This is a genomic window from Pacificimonas flava, from assembly GCF_000342165.1.
Lineage (GTDB): Bacteria > Pseudomonadota > Alphaproteobacteria > Sphingomonadales > Sphingomonadaceae > Pacificimonas > Pacificimonas flava.
This window is the reverse complement of the sequence record NZ_AMRV01000005.1, coordinates 1-18,471: the sequence shown is the minus strand read 5'-3', so window position 1 is coordinate 18,471 and position 18,471 is coordinate 1. Positions and strand designations below refer to the sequence as shown.

At 66.5% G+C, this 18,471-nt stretch carries 18 protein-coding genes; 11 read left to right on the top strand and 7 right to left on the bottom strand.

Annotated elements, in window-relative coordinates; genetic code table 11:
• Nucleotides 1–47: 47 nt before the first annotated feature.
• Together C725_RS08540 and C725_RS08535 are read right to left on the bottom strand one after the other, a co-directional pair.
• Nucleotides 48–911: a hypothetical protein gene (locus C725_RS08540; RefSeq protein WP_008601946.1), complete on the bottom strand. Its 864-nt coding sequence runs from the start codon at nt 909–911 to the stop codon at nt 48–50.
• 12 nt (nt 912–923) lie between these two features.
• Entirely contained in the window at nt 924–2,411 is a 1,488-nt protein-coding gene (locus C725_RS08535; protein ID WP_149864617.1) for an ATP-binding protein, read from the bottom strand.
• A 218-nt stretch (nt 2,412–2,629) separates the two neighbouring features.
• Between C725_RS08535 and C725_RS08530 the strand changes: the two genes are divergently transcribed.
• From C725_RS08530 to C725_RS08505, 6 genes are read left to right on the top strand one after another with little or no spacing between them, the layout of a single operon-like run.
• Nucleotides 2,630–3,658, top strand: coding sequence for an alanine racemase (locus C725_RS08530; protein ID WP_008601942.1), 1,029 nt, complete (start codon nt 2,630–2,632; stop codon nt 3,656–3,658).
• On the top strand, nt 3,655–4,440 hold the full coding sequence (locus tag C725_RS08525; protein ID WP_008601940.1) for an MlaE family ABC transporter permease: 786 nt from the start codon (nt 3,655–3,657) through the stop codon (nt 4,438–4,440). The genes C725_RS08530 and C725_RS08525 overlap by 4 nt, the downstream gene beginning before the upstream one ends.
• Nucleotides 4,437–5,219, top strand: coding sequence for an ABC transporter ATP-binding protein (locus C725_RS08520; RefSeq protein ID WP_008601937.1), 783 nt, complete (start codon nt 4,437–4,439; stop codon nt 5,217–5,219). The genes C725_RS08525 and C725_RS08520 overlap by 4 nt, the downstream gene beginning before the upstream one ends.
• Nucleotides 5,216–5,581, top strand: coding sequence for a VOC family protein (locus C725_RS08515; RefSeq protein WP_008601935.1), 366 nt, complete (start codon nt 5,216–5,218; stop codon nt 5,579–5,581). The genes C725_RS08520 and C725_RS08515 overlap by 4 nt, the downstream gene beginning before the upstream one ends.
• A 16-nt stretch (nt 5,582–5,597) precedes the next feature.
• The gene (locus C725_RS08510) at nt 5,598–6,050 is read left to right on the top strand and encodes an iron-sulfur cluster assembly scaffold protein (protein WP_008601933.1); all 453 of its coding nucleotides are present in this window, start codon (nt 5,598–5,600) and stop codon (nt 6,048–6,050) included.
• Nucleotides 6,047–6,403 (top strand): DUF423 domain-containing protein, encoded by a 357-nt coding sequence (locus tag C725_RS08505; protein ID WP_008601931.1) that lies wholly within the window; start codon nt 6,047–6,049, stop codon nt 6,401–6,403. Before C725_RS08510 ends, C725_RS08505 begins: the two co-directional genes overlap by 4 nt.
• On the opposite strand, the gene C725_RS08500 is transcribed toward C725_RS08505, so the two are convergent.
• Entirely contained in the window at nt 6,369–7,310 is a 942-nt protein-coding gene (locus C725_RS08500) for a metal-dependent hydrolase (RefSeq protein ID WP_207790983.1), read from the bottom strand. The two genes, C725_RS08505 and C725_RS08500, sit on opposite strands and share 35 nt — an antisense overlap.
• 104 nt (nt 7,311–7,414) lie before the next feature.
• Here C725_RS08500 and C725_RS08495 point away from each other — a divergent pair, with 104 nt between their 5' ends.
• Nucleotides 7,415–8,017 carry a hypothetical protein gene (locus C725_RS08495; RefSeq protein WP_149864616.1) on the top strand — a complete coding sequence of 201 codons (603 nt, stop codon included), beginning with the start codon at nt 7,415–7,417 and terminating at the stop codon, nt 8,015–8,017.
• A gap of 89 nt (nt 8,018–8,106) precedes the next feature.
• Entirely contained in the window at nt 8,107–8,901 is a 795-nt protein-coding gene (locus C725_RS08490) for an enoyl-CoA hydratase-related protein (RefSeq protein WP_008601925.1), read from the top strand.
• A 15-nt stretch (nt 8,902–8,916) separates the two neighbouring features.
• Here C725_RS08490 and tgt read toward each other — a convergent pair whose 3' ends face one another.
• Nucleotides 8,917–10,047, bottom strand: a complete 1,131-nt coding sequence (gene tgt, locus C725_RS08485) for a tRNA guanosine(34) transglycosylase Tgt (protein WP_008601923.1) — start codon at nt 10,045–10,047, stop codon at nt 8,917–8,919.
• Between the two features lie 205 nt (nt 10,048–10,252).
• Here tgt and C725_RS08480 point away from each other — a divergent pair, with 205 nt between their 5' ends.
• Complete coding sequence (locus tag C725_RS08480) at nt 10,253–10,903, top strand: PEP-CTERM sorting domain-containing protein (protein ID WP_008601921.1); 651 nt, start codon at nt 10,253–10,255, stop codon at nt 10,901–10,903.
• A gap of 116 nt (nt 10,904–11,019) precedes the next feature.
• On the opposite strand, the gene queA is transcribed toward C725_RS08480, so the two are convergent.
• From queA to C725_RS08465, 3 genes are all read right to left on the bottom strand, one after another.
• Nucleotides 11,020–12,048 carry a tRNA preQ1(34) S-adenosylmethionine ribosyltransferase-isomerase QueA gene (gene queA / locus C725_RS08475; protein ID WP_008601920.1) on the bottom strand — a complete coding sequence of 343 codons (1,029 nt, stop codon included), beginning with the start codon at nt 12,046–12,048 and terminating at the stop codon, nt 11,020–11,022.
• A gap of 23 nt (nt 12,049–12,071) precedes the next feature.
• Entirely contained in the window at nt 12,072–12,857 is a 786-nt protein-coding gene (locus C725_RS08470) for a peptidylprolyl isomerase (protein ID WP_078056229.1), read from the bottom strand.
• Nucleotides 12,858–13,039: 182 nt separating this feature from the next.
• Entirely contained in the window at nt 13,040–16,066 is a 3,027-nt protein-coding gene (locus C725_RS08465) for a TonB-dependent receptor (RefSeq protein ID WP_038282562.1), read from the bottom strand.
• 222 nt (nt 16,067–16,288) lie between these two features.
• On the opposite strand from C725_RS08465, the gene C725_RS08460 reads away from it, so the two are divergent.
• Both C725_RS08460 and C725_RS08455 read left to right on the top strand, forming a co-directional pair.
• Complete coding sequence (locus C725_RS08460; protein ID WP_243442723.1) at nt 16,289–17,734, top strand: FAD-binding oxidoreductase; 1,446 nt, start codon at nt 16,289–16,291, stop codon at nt 17,732–17,734.
• Between the two features lie 294 nt (nt 17,735–18,028).
• Nucleotides 18,029–18,460 (top strand): GNAT family N-acetyltransferase, encoded by a 432-nt coding sequence (locus C725_RS08455; protein ID WP_008601909.1) that lies wholly within the window; start codon nt 18,029–18,031, stop codon nt 18,458–18,460.
• Nucleotides 18,461–18,471: the final 11 nt, after the last annotated feature.

Sequence of the window (18,471 nt, the reverse complement as noted above, 5' to 3'; positions counted from 1 at the left end):
TAGAACGAACGGCGAACAGCGGCAATGCCTTTCGCCGCGACCCGTCGCTAGAGCGCGAAGCTGACCAGCGCACCGATCGAGAAATCGCTGGTGCCGTCGCTCAGCCCGGCGGAGCCGTAGCCCGTCCAGGTAAAGCCGCCGCCGATCGTGCCGCTGATCGCCGCGAACAGTGCGTGGCTGTCGTCCACGAAGCGCGTGGCGCTCTCGTCATAATCATAGGAAAGAAGGAGGACGGGATCGGCCGTTTCCGCCAGCGGCAGGGTCAGGCCGGCCGACGCGCTGACAGTGTTGCGGAGGTCATAGCCGTCGGGATCGCCCAGAAAGCGATAGCCGGCGGAGACGAAGGGCACGACGCCGCCGACCGGCTTCGACACATCGGCGCTGAGGCTGACGTCGGTCTTGCCGGTGCTGAGTCCCGATCCGTCCGATGCGGTCGGCAGTTTCAGCCGGCCTGTCAGGTCGACGGCAAGACCGTCCGCGCGCCCCTCCAGCGCCGACCATGTCGCGCCGACGGTGATATCGCCCAGCCCGTCACGCACGCGCCCCTCCGGCGAGGGACGCGTCGTATCGACCAGGATCGGACCGCCATCGGTGCCGGCAAACAGCACCCCGTCGCTTTCGACCCGCATATAGGGCAGCGTCGCCCAGGTCCTCAGGGGTCCGCTGTCATAACGCAAGCTGACGGCGGCCACGAAGATGTCGGACGTGGTGGGGCCGCCGAAATCGCCGCTCCAGAAGGCCGGACCGGCACTGATGCTGAACCCGCCCAGGCTCGTCCGGTTGTCGATCTGCACATTCGGCATGGGCGCATCGTCGGAGGCGGCGCGTGCCGGTGCGTGAACGGCCGCAAGCGTCACGAGGCCCGCAAGAAGGGCGGCAGGCCGGGGGTCCCGGTAAAATTTCATATGCATGCGCTCATCCTTCTATCGTCTGACGGACCGAAGCCGGTCGCGCGCGGCCTGGGCCGCGTTCGACAGGCGTTCGGCTTCCGTATCGTCCCGGTCTTCATCATCCGGCTGCTGTTCGGCGGCAGGAGCGGGCGGCACCGGCGCCGGCGGCGGCGTTGCAATGTCCGCCAGGGTCAGCGGCGCGTCCTGCGATTCCGCCGGCGTCGAAGGCGTGGACTGGGTGGATCGCGGGGGCGGCGGCGCACCGGCTCCATCGCGTGGAGCCGGTTCTAACGCCGCGGAGGGTGCCGGATCGGCCGGACGAACGATGTCGACGAAGGGCCGCTGCGCGCGCGGCGCTGCCCGGCGGACGGGCGCGCGCCTTTCGCTATTCTGCTCCGCAGGATCGGCCGCCGCCTCGGCACCGGGGGCTGGCTGCCGCGGCGGGATGGGCGCCGGGATCGACGGGGCACCCGGAATGGGGCGCGGTGTGCGTGCGGACAGATCGGACTTGGCCTCGTTCGCTTGCACCGTCGCCGCACCGGAGCGGCCGCCCGCCCGCGTCAACGCCGCGTCCATGGGCGGGTAACCCACGGCAAGGAAGACGAGGTTCGCCGACAGAAGCGCCGCCGCCGCGAACCCGATCATGCCGGCGGCGCGGCGGCCGCTGCTCCACCGGGACGCCGGCGCCGCATCCGCGCCCGCGCCCGCCGGATTGTTCGGGACAGCACGGATCGGCAGGGCGTGGGAGATTGCCGCGGTCGCGGGTCCATTGGGGTCTTCGGCGCCATTCGCGGGCGCCGGCGCATGGCTCGCACCGTCGCTGTCCCTGGCATCGTTCCTGTCGCTGTCGATCCCCGCCGATGCGCTCAGCACATGCCGTTCGCAGACCATCCCTTCCTCATCGATCAGGGCCTCGATTAGCGCGGCCTGCACCAGCGTCCGCACGATGCGCGGCCGTCCGCCGGATGCTTCGACGATCCGGCTCAGTCCGTAATCCGTAATTTCGGTGGGGGCGGCCAGTTGCAGCGCAAAGCGGCGCACCTCCTCCTCCGAAAACAGGCCGAGCGTCACGCGGGGAATGCCGCCCTGCATCCGGTCGCCGCCGAGTCCGCCGCCGCCGTCGACCGAAACTCCGCACCGCGCGACCAGAACCAGCACCGCGCGCCGGTGCGCCCCCTCATCGTCCATTGCGCCATCGTTCTGCCCGGCGCGCCACGCCGCCAAGGCGGAAAGACCCGCATCGCCAAGCGTGTCGGCCTCGTCGATAAGGAGGACATCGGCACCGTCCGTCCTCAGTTCCTTTCCGCCCGTAAGGAAGACGCGGCGCCCCTCCCTCGCCAGGTCGTCCGCCACCAATGTCGCAAGATAGCTTTTCCCCGACCCGCTCTCGCCGTCGAGCAGAACCACGGCATTCGCACCGCCGCGAATCAGTTCCAGAAGCCGCGCCCGGGCGGTTATGAAGGACGACGCCGGAAAGGGCCCCGCGGCCGATCCGGTCGAGGGCTTTCCTGGCTGATCCAAACCCTTTCGGCCGTGTTCCATCGTTTCAAATCGCGCTGGGCGTTCGCGCCCCTACAACAGCAAGAAGACGCCAATATCGTTACTTATAGTTAACCATTTATTCATTTGCTGGCAAAGGTAGAGTTCATAACTTACGTCAGCGTTCGCACCCCAATCCCGGCGGACGGGCACCCACAAGATTTGCGTCGGATTCCACGGCTGGCTAACGCGGGCGCCGCATGACCAGCCCTCTTCGCCTCTCCATCGACCTTCAGGCTCTTGCCGGCAATTGGCGCTGGTTCGACGCGCGTTCCGGCGCGGCGGAAACCGGCGCGGCGGTAAAGGCCGACGGGTACGGCCTCGGCGCGGCGGCGGTGATCGCCCGCCTGGCGGAAGAGGGATGCCGCGATTTCTACATGACGACCTATGACGAAATCGCTGCGGCCGGCCCGTTGCCGCCGGGCTGCACGGCCTACGCCCTGCACGGATTTCGGCAGGGCGACGATCCGCGCATGCCGGTTGTTCCGGTGCTGAACAGCAAAGAGCAGATCGCGCACTGGCGGCAGGCCGCGCCCGGACGGGCATGCGACGTCATGGTCGACACCGGCATGAACCGGCTCGGCATCGGCTGGCGCGAGTTCACCGCGGACCTGCTGGCCGGCCTGAACCTTCGCACCCTGCATTCGCACCTTGCCTGCTCCGATGAACCGGACAGCCCAATGAACACGGAGCAGCGTACGCGGTTCGCCGGGATCGTCGACGCCGTGCGGCCGGCCCGCGCGGCGCTGTCGGGCTCGGGCGGCGCCTGCCTTGGCCGGGCCTACCATTTCGGGGCGATCCGGCCGGGCCTCGGCCTCTATGGCGGGGTTCCCCATCCGGCCGCGGCAGGGCAGTTGGCGAGCGTCGCGGCCCCGGCGGCGGAAATCCTCCAGGTGCGGGCGGTCGCGGCGGGTGAGAGCGCGGGCTACAATGCGCGCTGGACCGCCACGCGGCCGACGCGGCTCGCCACCGTCAATATCGGCTATGCCGACGGCTATCTGCGCGCCTTCTCCTCCTGCGGAGAGATGCTCGTGCAGGGGCGGCGCTGCCGGGTCGCCGGCCGCATTTCGATGGATCTGACGATCGTGGATATCGGCGATGCGGATGCACGGCCCGGCGACTGGGCGACACTGGTCTATTCGCTTGCCGATGCGGCAAGAATTTCCGGATTGAGCCAATATGAGTTGCTGACCGGCCTCGGTCACCGCTATCAGCGCCGCTACCTATGACGGACAGCTTCACCCGACTGTTCGCGCCCATCGGCGCGGCCGCCCTCTCCTTCTTCGCCGCCATAGGCCGGGCGGCGATCTTCGCCGGCCGCGCACTACTAGCTGCGGTAAGGCCGCCCTATTATCCGGCGCGCTTCGTGCAGCAACTGCTCAGCATCGGCTATTTTTCGCTGCCGGTCGTCGGCCTGACCGCCCTGTTCACCGGCGCGGCGCTGGCGCAGCAGATCTATGTCGGCGGCGAGCGCTTCAACGCCGCCAGCACGGTGCCCGCCGTGACCGTCATCGCCATCGTGCGCGAGCTGGCACCCGTCCTCGGCGGCCTCATGGTCGCCGGCCGCGTCTCGAGCGCGATGGCGGCGGAGCTTGGCACCATGCGGGTGACAGAGCAGATCGACGCACTCGTGACGCTCAGGACCGACCCGTTCCAGTTCCTGGTGGCGCCGCGTCTCCTCGCCGCAATCGTGGTGCTTCCGATCCTCACCCTCGTTGCCAATGCCATCGGCGTGATGGGCGGTTATCTGCTGGCCGTCTATCGCCTCGGCTTCAACGCGGCGAGCTATCTGGAAACGACACGCGATTATCTGGAGGTGACGGACATCGTTTCCTCGCTGGTCAAGGCGGCGGTGTTCGGCTTCGTACTGGCGCTGATGGGCTGCTATCACGGCTATCACACGTCGGGCGGCGCGGCAGGCGTCGGGCGCGCGACCACGAACGCGGTGGTCAGCGCCTTTCTTCTCATCCTCCTCGCCAACCTCGTCATAACCGTGCTGGTGTTCGGATGAGCCCCGCCCCCGACCCCGCCGCCATGGAGGAGCGCAACCCCGGCGCCGCCATCGAGATTGCCGGCCTGCGCAAAAGCTTTGGCGAGAAGATCGTGCTCAACGGCGTGAACCTCGGGGTTCGGCCGGGCGAGTCACTCGTCATCATCGGTGGCAGCGGCACGGGAAAGTCGGTGCTGCTGAAGTGCATCCTCGGCCTGCTGCAACCGGATAGCGGCACCATCATGATCGACGGCATCGATATGACGGAGGCGCCCGGCGGCGACCGGGCCGACGTGCGCCGCCGTACGGGCATGCTGTTCCAGGGCGGCGCCCTCTTCGATTCGCTGAACGTATGGCGCAACGTCACCTTCGCCCTGACGCAGGGCCGGGCGCGAAAGGGGCGGTCCATGCGCAGTCTCGCGGTCGAGCTGCTGGCAAAGGTCGGCCTGGACGAATCGGTCGCCGATCTGCGGCCGGCGGAAATCTCCGGCGGCATGCAGAAGCGCGTCGCCCTGGCCCGCGCCATCGCCTCGCGCCCCGATCTCGTCTTCTTCGACGAGCCGACGACCGGCCTCGATCCGATCCGGGCGAACACGATCAACGACCTGATCCGCGGGCTCGTCACCGATCTCGGCTGCTCCGCCATCACGATCACGCACGATATGGAATCCGCACGGCGTATCGCCGACCGGGTGGCCATGCTGCACGAGGGGCGCATCATCTGGCAGGGACCGGTGGAGATGCTGGACGATTCCGGCAATGCCCGCGTCGACAAGTTCATCAACGGACGGACGGATTGACGCTGCTGCGCATCGACCATGTGCAGCTCGCCATGCCGGCGGGCGGCGAGGACGCGGCCCGCGCCTTTTTCGCCGATCTGCTGGGCATGGCGGAAGTTCCGAAACCGGAGACATTGTCGCCGGAAGGCTGCTGGTTCGCGGCCGGCACGGTGCAGATCCATATCGGCAGCGATCCGGATTTCCGCCCCGCCAGGCGCGCGCATCCCGCCCTTTGCGTGGAGGCGCTCGATGCTCTCGCAGCCACGTTGGGAGCCGCCGGGCACAGTCCGGAGTGGGACGACCGCTTGCCAGGGGTGCGACGCTTTTTCGCCAGCGATCCGTTCGGCAATCGCATCGAGTTCATGGAAAGCGGCGGCGACTGAGCCTATCTGAAGGCCGATGACCGAGCCGCTTTACAACACCCGTATCCTGCGCCTTGCCGCCGAAATTCCGCTGCAGGCGCGTCTGGAAACGCCGCAGGCCAGTGTGCAGAAGGTGTCGCCCATTTGCGGCAGCCGCGTGACCGTCGACCTCGATCTGGACGAGGGGGGCCGGGTAAAGGCATTCGGTCAGGAGGTGCGGGCCTGTGCCCTTGGTCAGGCGTCCGCATCCCTGCTGGGGGAGCGCGTCATGGGCCAAAGCGCAGGTCAGCTTGCCGCTGCCCGGGACGCGCTAAGGCTGTTCCTGGGCGACGAGGACGGCGCACTGCCTACGGGGTGGGAGGATTATGAGGTTTTCGCGCCAGCCCGGCCGCACAAGGCGCGTCACCCCTCCATCCTGCTTGCGCTTGAAGCAGTTACCGAGGCTGCGGAAGCCGCGCTGACCCGAAACCGCAAGGCGGCGGCGGAATGAGCCGCTATCTCGCCGTCCTTGCCGGGCTGCACGGCCTGTGCGGCGTCGCCTTCGCAGCCATCGGCGCGCATGCACCGGCGGGTCCGGTCGTCACGACCGGCGCAACGATGCAACTTATTCATGCCGCCGCCGCCCTAGGCGCGCTGGCGCTGCTTCCCGGCGGATTGGGCCGGCTCGCCGTCCTCCTTCTCCTTGCGGGAACGCTGCTCTTTTCCGGCGCGCTCTACCTGTCCGGTCTCGGCGGCGTTTCGCTGGGCCCGGTCGCGCCCGTCGGCGGCGTCACGATGATGGCGGGCTGGGCGCTGATCGTCGCCGCCGCTATTCGCGGTCCGCTGCGGACACCGGCGCCCTGACGGTAAAGTTGCTGCTGGCGAAGCGGTCCGTATAGCGCGCGTCGCTGACGATCACCTCGCCGCCCTCGAACCGGGCGAACGGCACGCGCGACCAGAACAGGAAATCGCGCAAGGGTTTCGACCCGGCTGCGGCGGCGGCGATGCGCGGATCGTCCATTGCATCCGGCCGGGGCGGCGCGTCCAGCACCACCGGTCCGCCAAGGGCAACCTCGCCCCAACCCACGCGGCGATCCTCCGTCCGGTAGATCAGTCGGCGGCGAAAGGGATCGACCGGCGGCGGACTGGCGATGGCAAGCTCCGCCGTGCCGTAGCCCGCCTGCGCCACGGCCGCGCGGGCAGCGCTCTCGCTGGCGGCGGAGAAGGCGCCCATGCCCGCGATATAGGCGCAGAGGATCAAAATGGCCGCCTGTGCCGGCAGCCGGGGCCGCTTCACACCGCCCCGCCGCCGCCGCTGCGCCCAGAAGGTACCGATGGCCAGCACCGTCCACAGCCACACATCGATGATGAACAGCGTATCGCCGTAGAACCAGCGGTCCGAGAATGGCGCCAGGCAGCGCACGCCATAGGTGTTCAGGAAATCGAGCGCCGGATGCGACAGCGCACCGATATAGGCGAGAAGAAGCAGCCAGCCCGCCCGCACCGGCAGCCTGTCCGGCGGACGTTTTCCTCGCCGCGCCTGCCACTTGTCGAACCCCAGCATCGCCAGCGTCAGCAGCACCGGCAGCAGCAAGAGCCCGATAGGGCCGTGCGTCAGGCCCCGCCGAAAGGCGAGGTTCTCTCCGAACACCAATGCGATCGCGTCGAGGTCCGGGATATTCGCGGCGATCATCAAGGTCGCAAGGCCGAGGCCCGATTTCTCCTTCAGCCCCGCTTCGCCGAGGGCCGCGCCCGCCAGCGTGTGCGCCAGATTGTCGATGACCGGTCTCCCCTCTCGCGTCTCCGGCTCCTATGCCGTGACGGCGCCGCGATTGCCAAGCGGCAAAAGGCGCCTAGAACAGCGCGAAGTCCTTGGTGAACGGGGTTATCCTTATGTGGCGCACGGCAGAGCTTCGGTGGTGGTGGCGAGGCCGGGAGGTGTCCGGGCTGCAGGATTGGCTGATGCAGGGCGCGGCGCCCAAGCGCGAGACGCGCACCGACCTTTACCTCGCCGATCCGAACCTGACCGACATCAGCCTGAAACGGCGCGGCCGCGAACATAGCGAGGTGAAGGTGCTCGTCGGCCTGCCCGACATTTCCCTGCCCCCGTCCATGGCCGCGCAGGCGGAATTGTGGCTCAAGAGCGAGGCCGCGCGGCTGCCGCTGACGGACGAGGGGACCGTCGCGGTGGGGAAGGAACGCCGCCGCCGCATTCTCCGCTTCGCGGACGGCGGCTGGCATCCCGTCGACAGCGAAGAGGAGGCGGAGAACGGCGCGGCGCTGGAATATGCGCTCGTCGAAGCGCACGGCGAACGCTGGACGAGCCTTTGCCTGGAAGCATTCGGGGAGGAGGACCGGCTGCCGGCCTTGCTGCAAGGGGTGGTCACCTTGCTGGGGCCGTGGCCGGGCGATGTGCCGGCACCGGCGATCAGCGGCGGCTATCCCTTCTGGCTGGGCGAGATCGCGCGCGGCCACTAGCGCCTCGCCCCTCTTTTTGCGGGGTGGGGCGCGGACCGGCATTCTTTAAGACGGTCTGGAACCGCGATCCCGGCAGGAGGGCCTTCCCCATGACCTACGACAACATCCTTCTGGAACAGGACGACAGCGTTGCAACGCTGACGATCAACCGACCGGAAAAGCTGAATGGCCTCGACGTCAGAACCGTCGAGGAAATGCTGAACGCGGTGCAGAAGGTGCGCGATGACGACGCCGTCCGCGCGCTCATCATCACCGGCGCGGGCCGAGGCTTTTCGTCAGGCGCGGACCTGTCGGCCGGCGGCTCGGGCGGAGGGACGAGCGGTCGGCCCGACGCCGGCAAGGTGCTGGAGACGCATTTCAATCCGCTGCTCGAAAACATGATGGCGCTGAACGTGCCGATCATCACCGCCGTCAACGGTCCGGCGGCGGGCGCGGGCTGTTCGATCGCCCTCTTCGGCGATTTCGTCATCTGCGCCGAAAGCGCCTATTTCCTGCAGGCCTTCGTCAATATCGGCCTCGTCCCCGATGTCGGCTCCACCTGGCTGCTGCCGCGCGTCATCGGCCGGGCCCGCGCGCTGGAGATGATGATGCTGGGTGAGAAGGTGCCCGCGGAGAAGGCGCTCGATTGGGGCATGGTCTACAGAATCGTGCCCGATGCGGAGCTCATGGACGCCGCAAGCTCGCTTGCCCGCCGCTTCGCCAGCGGTCCCACGCGGGCTTATGCGCTAATCCGCCAGGGCATTCGCGACTGCATGGACAAGCCGCTGTCGGAGGGGCTGCGAGCGGAACGGCAGAACCAGATGCACGCGGGCCGCACGGGCGATTTCGCCGAGGGCGTGCAGGCGTTTCTGCAAAAGCGAAAGGCGGAGTTCAAGGGCGCCTGAAACGCCGCGCCCGCATCAGTTCGCGCCCGAATAGCGGGACAGGAAGGCCCGGGCATGAGCTTCCGCCCTTCCCCCCGCAATCGCGCCGCGGAGGCCCGCCATCACCTGCTGGTAAAAGGCGAGATTGTGCTCCGTCATCAGCATGGCGCCGAGGATTTCGCCTGCGCGGATAAGATGGTGCAGATAGGCGCGGCTGAATTCGCCGCAGACGGAACAGCGGCAATCCGCATCGAGCGGCTCCACGTCCTCCTTGAAACGGGCGTTGCGGATATTCAGCGGCCCATCGTGCGTGAAGGCCTGCCCCGTCCGGCCCGACCGGGTCGGCAGCACGCAGTCGAACATATCGATGCCGCGCATCACGGCATGAACGATGTCGTCGGGCTTTCCCACGCCCATCAGATAGCGGGGCCGGTCCGCGGGCAGCATGCCGGGGGCGAAATCCAGAACCTCCAGCATCTGCGCCTGCCCCTCCCCCACGGCGAGGCCGCCGACGGCATAACCATCGAAACCGATCTCCATCAGCGCCTCTGAACTTTCGCGGCGCAGATCTTCGTGCATGGAGCCTTGCTGGATGCCGAACAGCGCCGCCCGCCCGGCATGATCTGCGCCGCTGTCGAAGCCCTCGCGGCTGCGCCGCGCCCAGCGCATGGAGCGCCGCATGGAGGCGGCCGCAACGTCCCGCTCGACGGGATAGGCGGTGCATTCGTCGAACGCCATGACGATGTCGCTGCCCAGATTGCGCTGGATTTCCATCGAGCGTTCCGGCGACAGCATGTGGCGGCTGCCGTCCAGATGGCTCTTGAACGCGACGCCTTCCTCGCTCTGCTCGGTCAGGTCCCCCAGGCTCATCACCTGAAAGCCGCCGGAATCGGTCAGGATCGGGCGCGTCCAGCGGCTGAACGCATGCAAACCGCCCAGGCGCGCGATCCGCTCGTCGCCCGGCCGCAGCATCAGGTGATAGGTGTTGCCCAGAATGATGTCCGCGCCGATCGCGCGAACGGTTTCGGGCTTCATCGCCTTCACGGTCGCGGCGGTCCCGACCGGCATGAAGGCGGGGGTGCGGATGTCGCCGCGTTGCATACGAATGGTGCCGGTGCGGGCGGCGCCGTCGCTGGCTGCGATGTCGAACTCGAAGCGGGGGGTCATGACCATCCGTTAGAACGAAGCCGGGCCCGCGCGCCAGTGTGCAATGCACAACGTCCTGTGTCGAGAATCCTTACAAATGGTTAACGCGGTTCTTGCACCGCGCGGACGAACGGGCGTGGATTCAACGAGTCGCTGAATTTGGCACGGTGATTGCTTTATTAGACCCGACAGGCATGTTTTCACTCCTACACAAAGGGGAAGAGTTATGAAGGTTTCCGTTCTTACCGCCGCTGCGATCTCGACCGTTGCGCTTGCTGCCGCCGCGCAGGCTGCTCCCGTGACGCCCTACCTCTCAGAGCAATCCCAGGGCGCTTTCGTGGAATCCGATGGTGAGAATTCGGGTTCGGTCGACGCCTCGCGGTCCGATATCAACGCAGTCAACGAAGGTGTTTCCGGCTTTTATTCGCTGGGCATTGACGGCTTCGTGAGCTTCGACGTTTCCCCGCTGAAGTTCGACCAGTCGGTCTTCTCGATGGAAATCACCAACGATGCGCCGTCCAGCACCTTTCCGGAAGCCGCACGCTTCATCTTCTCGGGTGCCGACGGAACGGCGTCGGTTGACGTTGCGACCTTCGGCGACGCAGTTCGCACTCCGACCGGTGGCATCAGCGTGACGCGCACCATCAGCGGTGATATGTCCTCGTTTCTCTTTGACCTGAACGGGCTGTCCTTCAGCACACTGACGATCGAGGATGCGACGTTCGACTATTTCGCCGACACCTACACGAGCCGCGGTTCGGACGGCTTCGACATTGGCGAGTTGCAGTTCACGCCGGTTCCGGCGCCGGGCGCCATCGCGCTGTTCGGTCTGGGCTTCGCGGCTCTCGGCCTGCGCCGCCGCCGCCGCGCCGCCTGAACCCCCGCGTTCATAACGGCTTGAAAAGGGGCTGGTCCGTATCCGCGGGCCGGCCCTTTTCATTTGGCCTGCGGTACGGGAGAGTTGGGGACGATGCCGGCGCAGCCGGAGATGTTTCAGCCCGGCAGCAGCAGGCTGGAATCTCCGTAGGAATAGAAGCGGTAGCCGCTTTCGATCGCGTGCGCATAGGCCGCCTGCATGATGTCCAGCCCCATCAGCGCGCTGACCAGCATGAACAATGTGGATCGCGGCAGATGGAAATTGGTCATCAGCCCGTCGACCGCGCGAAATCTGTAACCCGGCGTGATGAAGATATCGGTGTCGCCGGAGAAGGGCCTGACCATGCCGTCCGCGCCGGCCGCGCTTTCGAGCAGCCGCAGCGATGTCGTCCCGACGGCGATCAGCCGCCCCCCCGCCCGCCTGGCCGCATTCAGCCGCTCGGCGGCGTCCGGCGCGATCTCGCCCCATTCGCTGTGCATGCGGTGCTCTTCGGTATCGTCGGCCTTCACCGGCAGGAAGGTTCCAGCGCCGACGTGCAGCGTCAGCGTTTCGCTGGCAATCCCGCGCTCGGCCAGCGCAGCCATCAGTTCAGGTGTAAAATGAAGGGCCGCCGTTGGCGCAGCCACGGCACCGTCGCGCGCGGCGAACATCGTCTGGTAATCGTCGGCATCCCGCTCATCGATGTCACGCTTCGCGGCGATGTAGGGCGGCAGCGGCATGGTTCCGGCCGCGGCAATGGCCGCCTCCACCGGACCGTCCGATTGGAAGCGGAAGGCGACGCTGCCGTCCGGCCGCTTCTCCGCCACCTCCGCTGACAGCGCGTCGGAGAAAGTGACGGTGTCACCGACGCGCAGCCGCTTTGCATTCTTGACGAAGGCGAGCCAGTCCGTCTGGCCCTCTCGCTTGTGCAGCGTGACGCCGACACGGGCATCGCCGCGCCGACCGGAAAGCTGCGCCGGGATGACCCGCGTGTCGTTGAACACCAGCACGTCGCCGGGTTGCAAAAGCTGCGGCAGGTCGCGAACCACGCGGTCGGCCATCCGGCCCGCCTGCACGTGGAGCAGCCGCGCTGCATCACGGGGAGACGCCGGCCTGAGAGCGATGCGCTCGTCCGGCAGGTGGAAGTCGAAATCGGAAACCCGCATCAGTCCTCGTCCGGGTCGGCGGGCTAGCGCGGCTCTTCCACCGGCTCCGCTGCCGCTTCGCCCGCTTCGGCCGGCGCCGTCGCGGACACTTCTGCGCCATCCTCATCGACAATGGTGGGCGCCGCCGGTGCCGCGCCCGGCCCCTCGGCGGCAGGCGCGCTCGCCGCACTGCCGAGCCCGATGCCGGCCGGTAGCTGCGTCGACAGCTCCCCGACATCCTCCTCGCCGCCGGGCGCCTGCGACTGCGCCAGGCTGGGTGGCGGCGGCGGAACATTGCGGCCTATGCGGGCCTGCACAATGCTATCCGGGCTCTGCGGCGGCTCGCCGGGCGCAATGGCGTCGACATATTCCATGCCGGAGAAAACCCGCCCGAAAACGGTGTAATTTCCGTCGAGTTGGGTCCGCGGCATGAAGGTGATGTAGAACTGGCTGTTGGCGGAATTCTCAGCCTGCGCCCTTGCCATGGCGACAGTGCCGCGCAGATGCGGCGTCTTGGTGAACTCCGGTTCCAGATCGGGCAGGTCCGACCCGCCCTGCCCCGTGCCCGTCGGATCGCCGCCCTGGGCCATGAAGCCCGGAATGACGCGGTGGAAGATCAGCCCGTCGTAAAAGCCTTGGCCCGCCAGCGTACGGATCCGCTCGACATGGTTCGGCGCGATGTCCGGACGCAGCAGGATCACCACGCGCCCGCCGGTCGACAGGTCAAGGTTCAGAATATTCTCGTCCGGAATCGAGGTCGGCACCTCGCGCGCCTGCGCAGCGGCGCCGGTCGCCAGCAGCAGCGAGCAGAGGAACAGGAAGAATTTCATGCTGTCATCGTCCATGCGTCAGGGGGATGCCGCCAGCCTAGCGGATGCGTGCCCGGCGTCACAAGCACGCCGTAGCGATCCCTTCCTGTATGCGCGCTGTACGCATCCGGCCAGCGAAAAGGGACGGCCGCCCACCCTTCGAAAAGGGCAGGCGGCCGCTACCGGACCTGATCTGGCCGCCTCTAGAAGCGGAAACCCACGGCCGCGCCGTAGCGACGCGGATCGGTCAGGAAGATGTTGGTGAACAGGCCGGAGGATTGATCGGTGATATAGCGCCCGGTCTGCGCCGTGGTGTCGAAGGCGTTCTGAACGAACCCGCGAACATAGAAGCGATCGTCCGGTGAATTCACCGTCAGCTGCGCGTTGACCAGGACGTAGCTCGGCACCTTGTCGATCGGCCGGTTGAAGTTCGATGCGAAGAAATCGCCGGTAAGATTGGCATCCACACGGGGCGTGATGGTCCAGCCGCCCGCCGTTTCGATGGCGTATTGCGCACCGACGGATACCTTCCAGTTCGGCGAGTTGATCAACTGGTTGCCGCTGAGGTCGTATTCCACCCCGGACGGCAGGACCGGCGTTCCGTCGCCCAGGAAGTCCACGTCGATCAGGTCGCTTGCCGCGCCGAGTGCGCCGCTTGCCGCTGCGGCCGCAAGCTGGCCGCAAACGGAATAGGCACCGAGCGCGCTTGTCCCGTCAACGGCCACGGGTGCGCGCAAAAGGTCGGGATCCTGGCCCTGCGTTACCAGGTTGCTCAGGCCTTGGTTGAACCCTGCGACCAGCGCGCCCAGCGTCGCCTGATCCAGCGCGCCAGGCTGCGCCGTCGTGAACACGCAGTTCGATGCGTTGGTGATATCCTTGATGATGACCGCGTCGCTGCGCCCGCCCGAGGGGTCACGCGTGTCGACGAGTTGCAGATCCTTGATCTTCGTCTTCTGATAGGAAATTGTCGCGTTGAACGTCACCGCATCGACGGGGCTCAGCAGCGTCTCAAGTTCCACACCGTAGACTTCGGCGTCCGTATTGTCGTTGAACGATGTCCGGTTGACGATCCGGCTGACCTGGAAATCCTTATAGTCGTAATAGAAACCGGTCAGATTGATGGCCGCCACGCCGCCGCCGAAGACGTTCTTTGTGCCCACCTCGAATGCATTGATGAATTCCGGCTCGAAAGCGGCAGGCGTGTCCGGGAACGCCGCCGGGTCGAACGGAGGGTTGATGCCGCCCGGTTTATAGCCGCGCGAGTAGCTGGCGTAGACGAGCGTGCTGTCCGAAAAGGACGTGACCGGGTTCCAGTCGATGACCACCCGCCCCGTGAACTCATCGAAATTCGCGGTTTGCTCGCGAAACACCTGATTGCCCTCGACACCGGGATCGGCGTCGAAACCGCTGCCGGCGAAAAACTCGTCCGTCAGCGCATCCGTGCCGAACGGGACCGGGACGTTCACCAGGAACTGCCGGTCGCGGACGAATTTCTCGTCCTTCGACCAGCGCAGGCCGCCGGTGATCTTCAGCTCGTCGGTGATGTCGTAATAAAGCTCACCGAAGATGCCGTAGCTGTCGAGCGTGTAGAGGTCGGTGTTGCTGTCGTAGAAGGACGGACCGAGCGCGGCTTGAAACCCCGATGCCGGACCGCCCAGTAGCAAGCCGGCATAGTCGAGGAGCGAGGCGACGACGAAATAGTCGGAATCGCGGACCTTGTAGTTCAGGTAGAGGCCGCCGAGCTGAAAGTTGAACGGGCCGTCGAAGTCGGACGCGACGCGGCCCTCCACCGACCACTGCGTGCTCTTGGCGGCGGAGCGATCATATTCCGTCGTGTTGTCGGCGCAGCGATTGATCTTGCCGCCGATGAACCCGACGAGATCCGTGTCCGCTTCCGAGACGCAGATCTGCCCGTTCTGGAACAGCGGCGTGGATAGCAGTCCGCCTGCAATCGCAGCCGCTTCCGCCCCGAATGCGCCATCTGCGGCCGCCTGTAGTCTGGCGAGCTGCGGTAAGGCCGAGTCGGTCGTGGCGAGGTTGTAATCCGTCCGCGTGTCGATGGACCCGTCCGTATAGCCACCGTTCAGCGTGACGGTGAAATTGTCGAACTCATGCTCCAGTTCGCCCTGGATGATCAGGCCCTCGGACTTGTAGGTGGGTTCGAAGTCGATGGCGACCTTGCGGAAATCGGTGGGGTTCACGGCGCCGCTGTAGCCATCGTCACCATAGACGCTGCCGAACGCGAAGGGCGCGAGCGCGGGAGACGCGGCAATACTCAGAAACTCTGCGCTGGTCAGAATGGTGGCGAGCGAGGATCGGCCGTTGATCGTGTCGAAACCGAGTTCATCAGGACGACAACCCAGAATACCGCTGGTATCGGTCGAGCAGAGCTGCTTCTGAATGCGAGAGCGGTTGGAATCTTCGTTGCGATACTGCGCCGTCACATAGGCGGTGGTGCGGTCCGTCGGCTCGAACATGACCGTGCCGCGCAGCGCGTAATAATCACGTCCGTCGATCCGATTGCCGGTGTTGAGGTTTTCGGTGAATCCATCCCGGTTCAGATAGATGCCGGCCAGACGGACGGCGGCGATATTGCCCAATGGCACGTTCACCATGCCACGCGCCGTCTTCGAATCGAAATTGCCATATTCGAACTCGCCGGCGGATTCGAACTCGAAGGTCGGTTTCGCGGTGATCAGATTGACGACGCCGCCCGTCGCGTTTCGACCGAACAGCGTGCCCTGCGGCCCGCGCAGCACCTCGATGCGTTCGATATCGAAGAATTCCGTTTCGAAGAGACCGCCCGACACCAGGGGCACGTCGTTGAAGTGGACGCCGACGCCCGCATCGCCCGACGTGGCGACCGATGCGGAGCCGATGCCGCGGATGGTGATGTTGTCGCCGGTGAAATTGCCCTTCGTGAAGGTCGTGTTCGGCAGCGCCTGCTGCAGGTTCAGAGAGTTGTTGATCTGCTGGTCCGCCAGCGCCTCGTTGGAAAAGGCGCTGACCGCGACCGGCACGTCCTGCAGGCTTTCGGCGCGGCGCTGCGCCGTCACGACGATCTCCGGCAAGCCGCGGGGCGCCACCTCCGGTATGCCGCCGGGGCTCGTCCGGCTGGCGGCCTCCGCCGGCGATTGGACCTGCTGCGCGGCAGCCGCCGAAGCGGTCACGAGTGCGCATGCGGAAACAGTTGCGAAAAACGCAATACGGGCGCGATCTGGCCTCGACATAATCGGCATCCTCCCCAGGACTATGTTCGTCGCCACGCGGCCCTCTCCAGCCTACGAAGCGCGATTCATGCGGAAAGATGACGGACCTTCGGCCTCTTTATCCCCCCGACGAATGGATTCATCTTGCGCCCGGCTTCAGAGACTTGTCTAGTCCCGCGAACCTCACAAAATCTCTCATTTGACTATGAAACGAGTTAGGGCGTTACATTAATGCAACAAGTTTTGAACGAAGCGACCGGTCCGGCGCCCTTGTCACTGACGGACGACCTCCGCCGCCGCTTCATCGAGGCTGCCGGTGCCGGCGGCGCCATCACCGATCCGACGGACATCGCGGCCTTCACCGAGGATTGGCGCGGAACGAAGACCGGCAACAGCCCACTGGTCCTCCGCCCTGCCGATACGCAGGCGCTGTCCGCCATCGTTCGGCTGGCGAACGAGACGCGCACGCCGCTGGTGCCGCAGGGCGGCAATACCAGCCTGTGCGGCGCCAGCGTGCCCGAGGCGGAGGGCGCCGTCATCATCAGCCTGCAGCGCATGAACCGCATCCGCACGCTCGATGCAGCCGGGATGAGCGTGACGGCAGAGGCGGGCGTGATCCTGCAGACGCTGCACGAGGAGGCGGCGAAGGCGGACCGCATGTTCCCCCTGTCGCTGGGCGCGAAGGGGTCCGCCACCATCGGCGGCTTGATCAGCACCAATGCGGGCGGCACCCAGGTGCTGCGCTACGGCACCATGCGCGCGCAGGTTCTGGGGCTTGAGGCGGTGCTGCCGGACGGGTCCGTCCTCGACCAGCTCACGCCGCTCAGGAAAGACAATACTGGCTACGACATCAAGCAGCTGCTGATCGGCGCCGAGGGAACGCTGGGTTTCGTGACGGCGGCGAGCCTGCGCCTGCTCCCGGCGCCGAAGCAGGTGGCGACCGCCTTCGCCGGCCTCGCCGCGCCGGAGGACGCACTGACGCTTCTCACCCGCATGCAGGCGGAAACCGGCGGCGTGATCGATTCTTTCGAGCTGGTGCCGCGCATCGCCATCGACCTTGTGACGCAGCATGTGCCGGGAACGCGCGATCCCTTCGCGCAAAGCTATCCATGGTATGTCCTCATCGAACTCACCTCCTCCCAGCCCGGCGCCGAACTGCCGGAAATTCTGGAGCGCGCGCTGGTGGCGGCTCTGGAGGACGGCACCATCGCCGACACCGTCGTTGCCCAGTCGGAAACCCAGCGAGAGGATTTCTGGCGCCTGCGCGAAACCATTGCGGAGGGGGAGCGCGCCGACGGCCCCTCCCTGAAGCACGACATTTCCGTCCCGGTCGCGGACATGCCCCGCTTCGTGACGGAGGTCGGGGACGCCATCGAGGCGCGCTGGCCGGGCGCGGCCATGTTCTCCTTCGGCCATCTGGGCGACGGCAACATCCACTTCAATGTCCGGTCGGAGGAGGATCGCCTGCCGCGCGCGGACCTGATGGCGAAGCACGACGAGATCGCCGCCTTCGTCTATGACCGCATCGCCGATTATGGCGGCTCGATCAGCGCCGAACACGGCATCGGCACGCTGAAGGCCGGCGAACTGGCGCGCATCGGCGATCCGGCAAAGCTCGTTGCCATGCGCGCCGTGAAGCAGGCGCTCGACCCGCACGGCATCATGAATCCCGGCAAGCTGTTCGCCTGAGCCGGCGGAGGGGCGGACGGCGCGCCTGACTGAAGGCCAACACTTACCCCAAGGAGCGTCATCCCGGCGAAAGCCGGGACCCACGCCATGGCCGTGCAATCAAACCCCAGGCCTGGCTCTCTCGGGATGCATCCCGCCCCCGCAGGGGTTCATTCAGAGGCGCGAAACGCAGGCGGCCGTCCTATTCGGTGACGTCTTGGATCATCGCCGCCGCCCGTTCGTTGCCGGGGCATGCAACAGACACCGAGACTCCGCCCGCGAAAATCCTCAGACGACCCTTTTATCGACGATCTGGTGAAGCGCGCCTTCGACCAGCCGGACGAAGCCAATCTGGTACGCCAGCTGCGCCAGGACGGCGCCGCGAAGATCGAGCATGTGGCGGTGGAGGGCGAACATATCGTCGGTCACGTCATGCTGTCCGCCATGGAGAGCCCGCCCCGCAGCCTTGGCCTCGCACCGCTGTCGGTAGCGCCCGAGCGAGAGGGGGAAGGCATTGGCGGCATGCTGGTTCGGGCCGGCGTATCCGCTGCGCGCCGGCAGGGCTGGCAGGCCATCTTCTGCCTGGGCGAGCCGGACTATTACGAGAAATTCGGATTTACCGCCGAAGCGGCCGCGCCCTATCCCAGCGACTATTCGGGCCCGCATTTCCTGATGGGCTGGTTCGGGAAGAAGCCGGCGATCGCGCCCGCCGACTACGCTCCGGCCTTCTCGGGCATTTCCGTTTAAGACCGCGAACG

Excerpts from the sequence above, each read along its gene's own strand:
- C725_RS08540 (WP_008601946.1), bottom strand. The coding sequence starts at position 911 with ATGCATATGAAATTTTACCGGGACCCCCGGCCTGCCGCCCTTCTTGCG.
- C725_RS08530 (WP_008601942.1), top strand. The coding sequence starts at position 2,630 with ATGACCAGCCCTCTTCGCCTCTCCATCGACCTTCAGGCTCTTGCCGGC.
- C725_RS08525 (WP_008601940.1), top strand. The coding sequence starts at position 3,655 with ATGACGGACAGCTTCACCCGACTGTTCGCGCCCATCGGCGCGGCCGCC.
- C725_RS08520 (WP_008601937.1), top strand. The coding sequence starts at position 4,437 with ATGAGCCCCGCCCCCGACCCCGCCGCCATGGAGGAGCGCAACCCCGGC.
- C725_RS08510 (WP_008601933.1), top strand. The coding sequence starts at position 5,598 with ATGACCGAGCCGCTTTACAACACCCGTATCCTGCGCCTTGCCGCCGAA.
- C725_RS08505 (WP_008601931.1), top strand. The coding sequence starts at position 6,047 with ATGAGCCGCTATCTCGCCGTCCTTGCCGGGCTGCACGGCCTGTGCGGC.
- C725_RS08490 (WP_008601925.1), top strand. The coding sequence starts at position 8,107 with ATGACCTACGACAACATCCTTCTGGAACAGGACGACAGCGTTGCAACG.
- tgt (WP_008601923.1), bottom strand. The coding sequence starts at position 10,047 with ATGACCCCCCGCTTCGAGTTCGACATCGCAGCCAGCGACGGCGCCGCC.
- C725_RS08480 (WP_008601921.1), top strand. The coding sequence starts at position 10,253 with ATGAAGGTTTCCGTTCTTACCGCCGCTGCGATCTCGACCGTTGCGCTT.
- queA (WP_008601920.1), bottom strand. The coding sequence starts at position 12,048 with ATGCGGGTTTCCGATTTCGACTTCCACCTGCCGGACGAGCGCATCGCT.
- C725_RS08470 (WP_078056229.1), bottom strand. The coding sequence starts at position 12,857 with ATGAAATTCTTCCTGTTCCTCTGCTCGCTGCTGCTGGCGACCGGCGCC.
- C725_RS08465 (WP_038282562.1), bottom strand. The coding sequence starts at position 16,066 with ATGTCGAGGCCAGATCGCGCCCGTATTGCGTTTTTCGCAACTGTTTCC.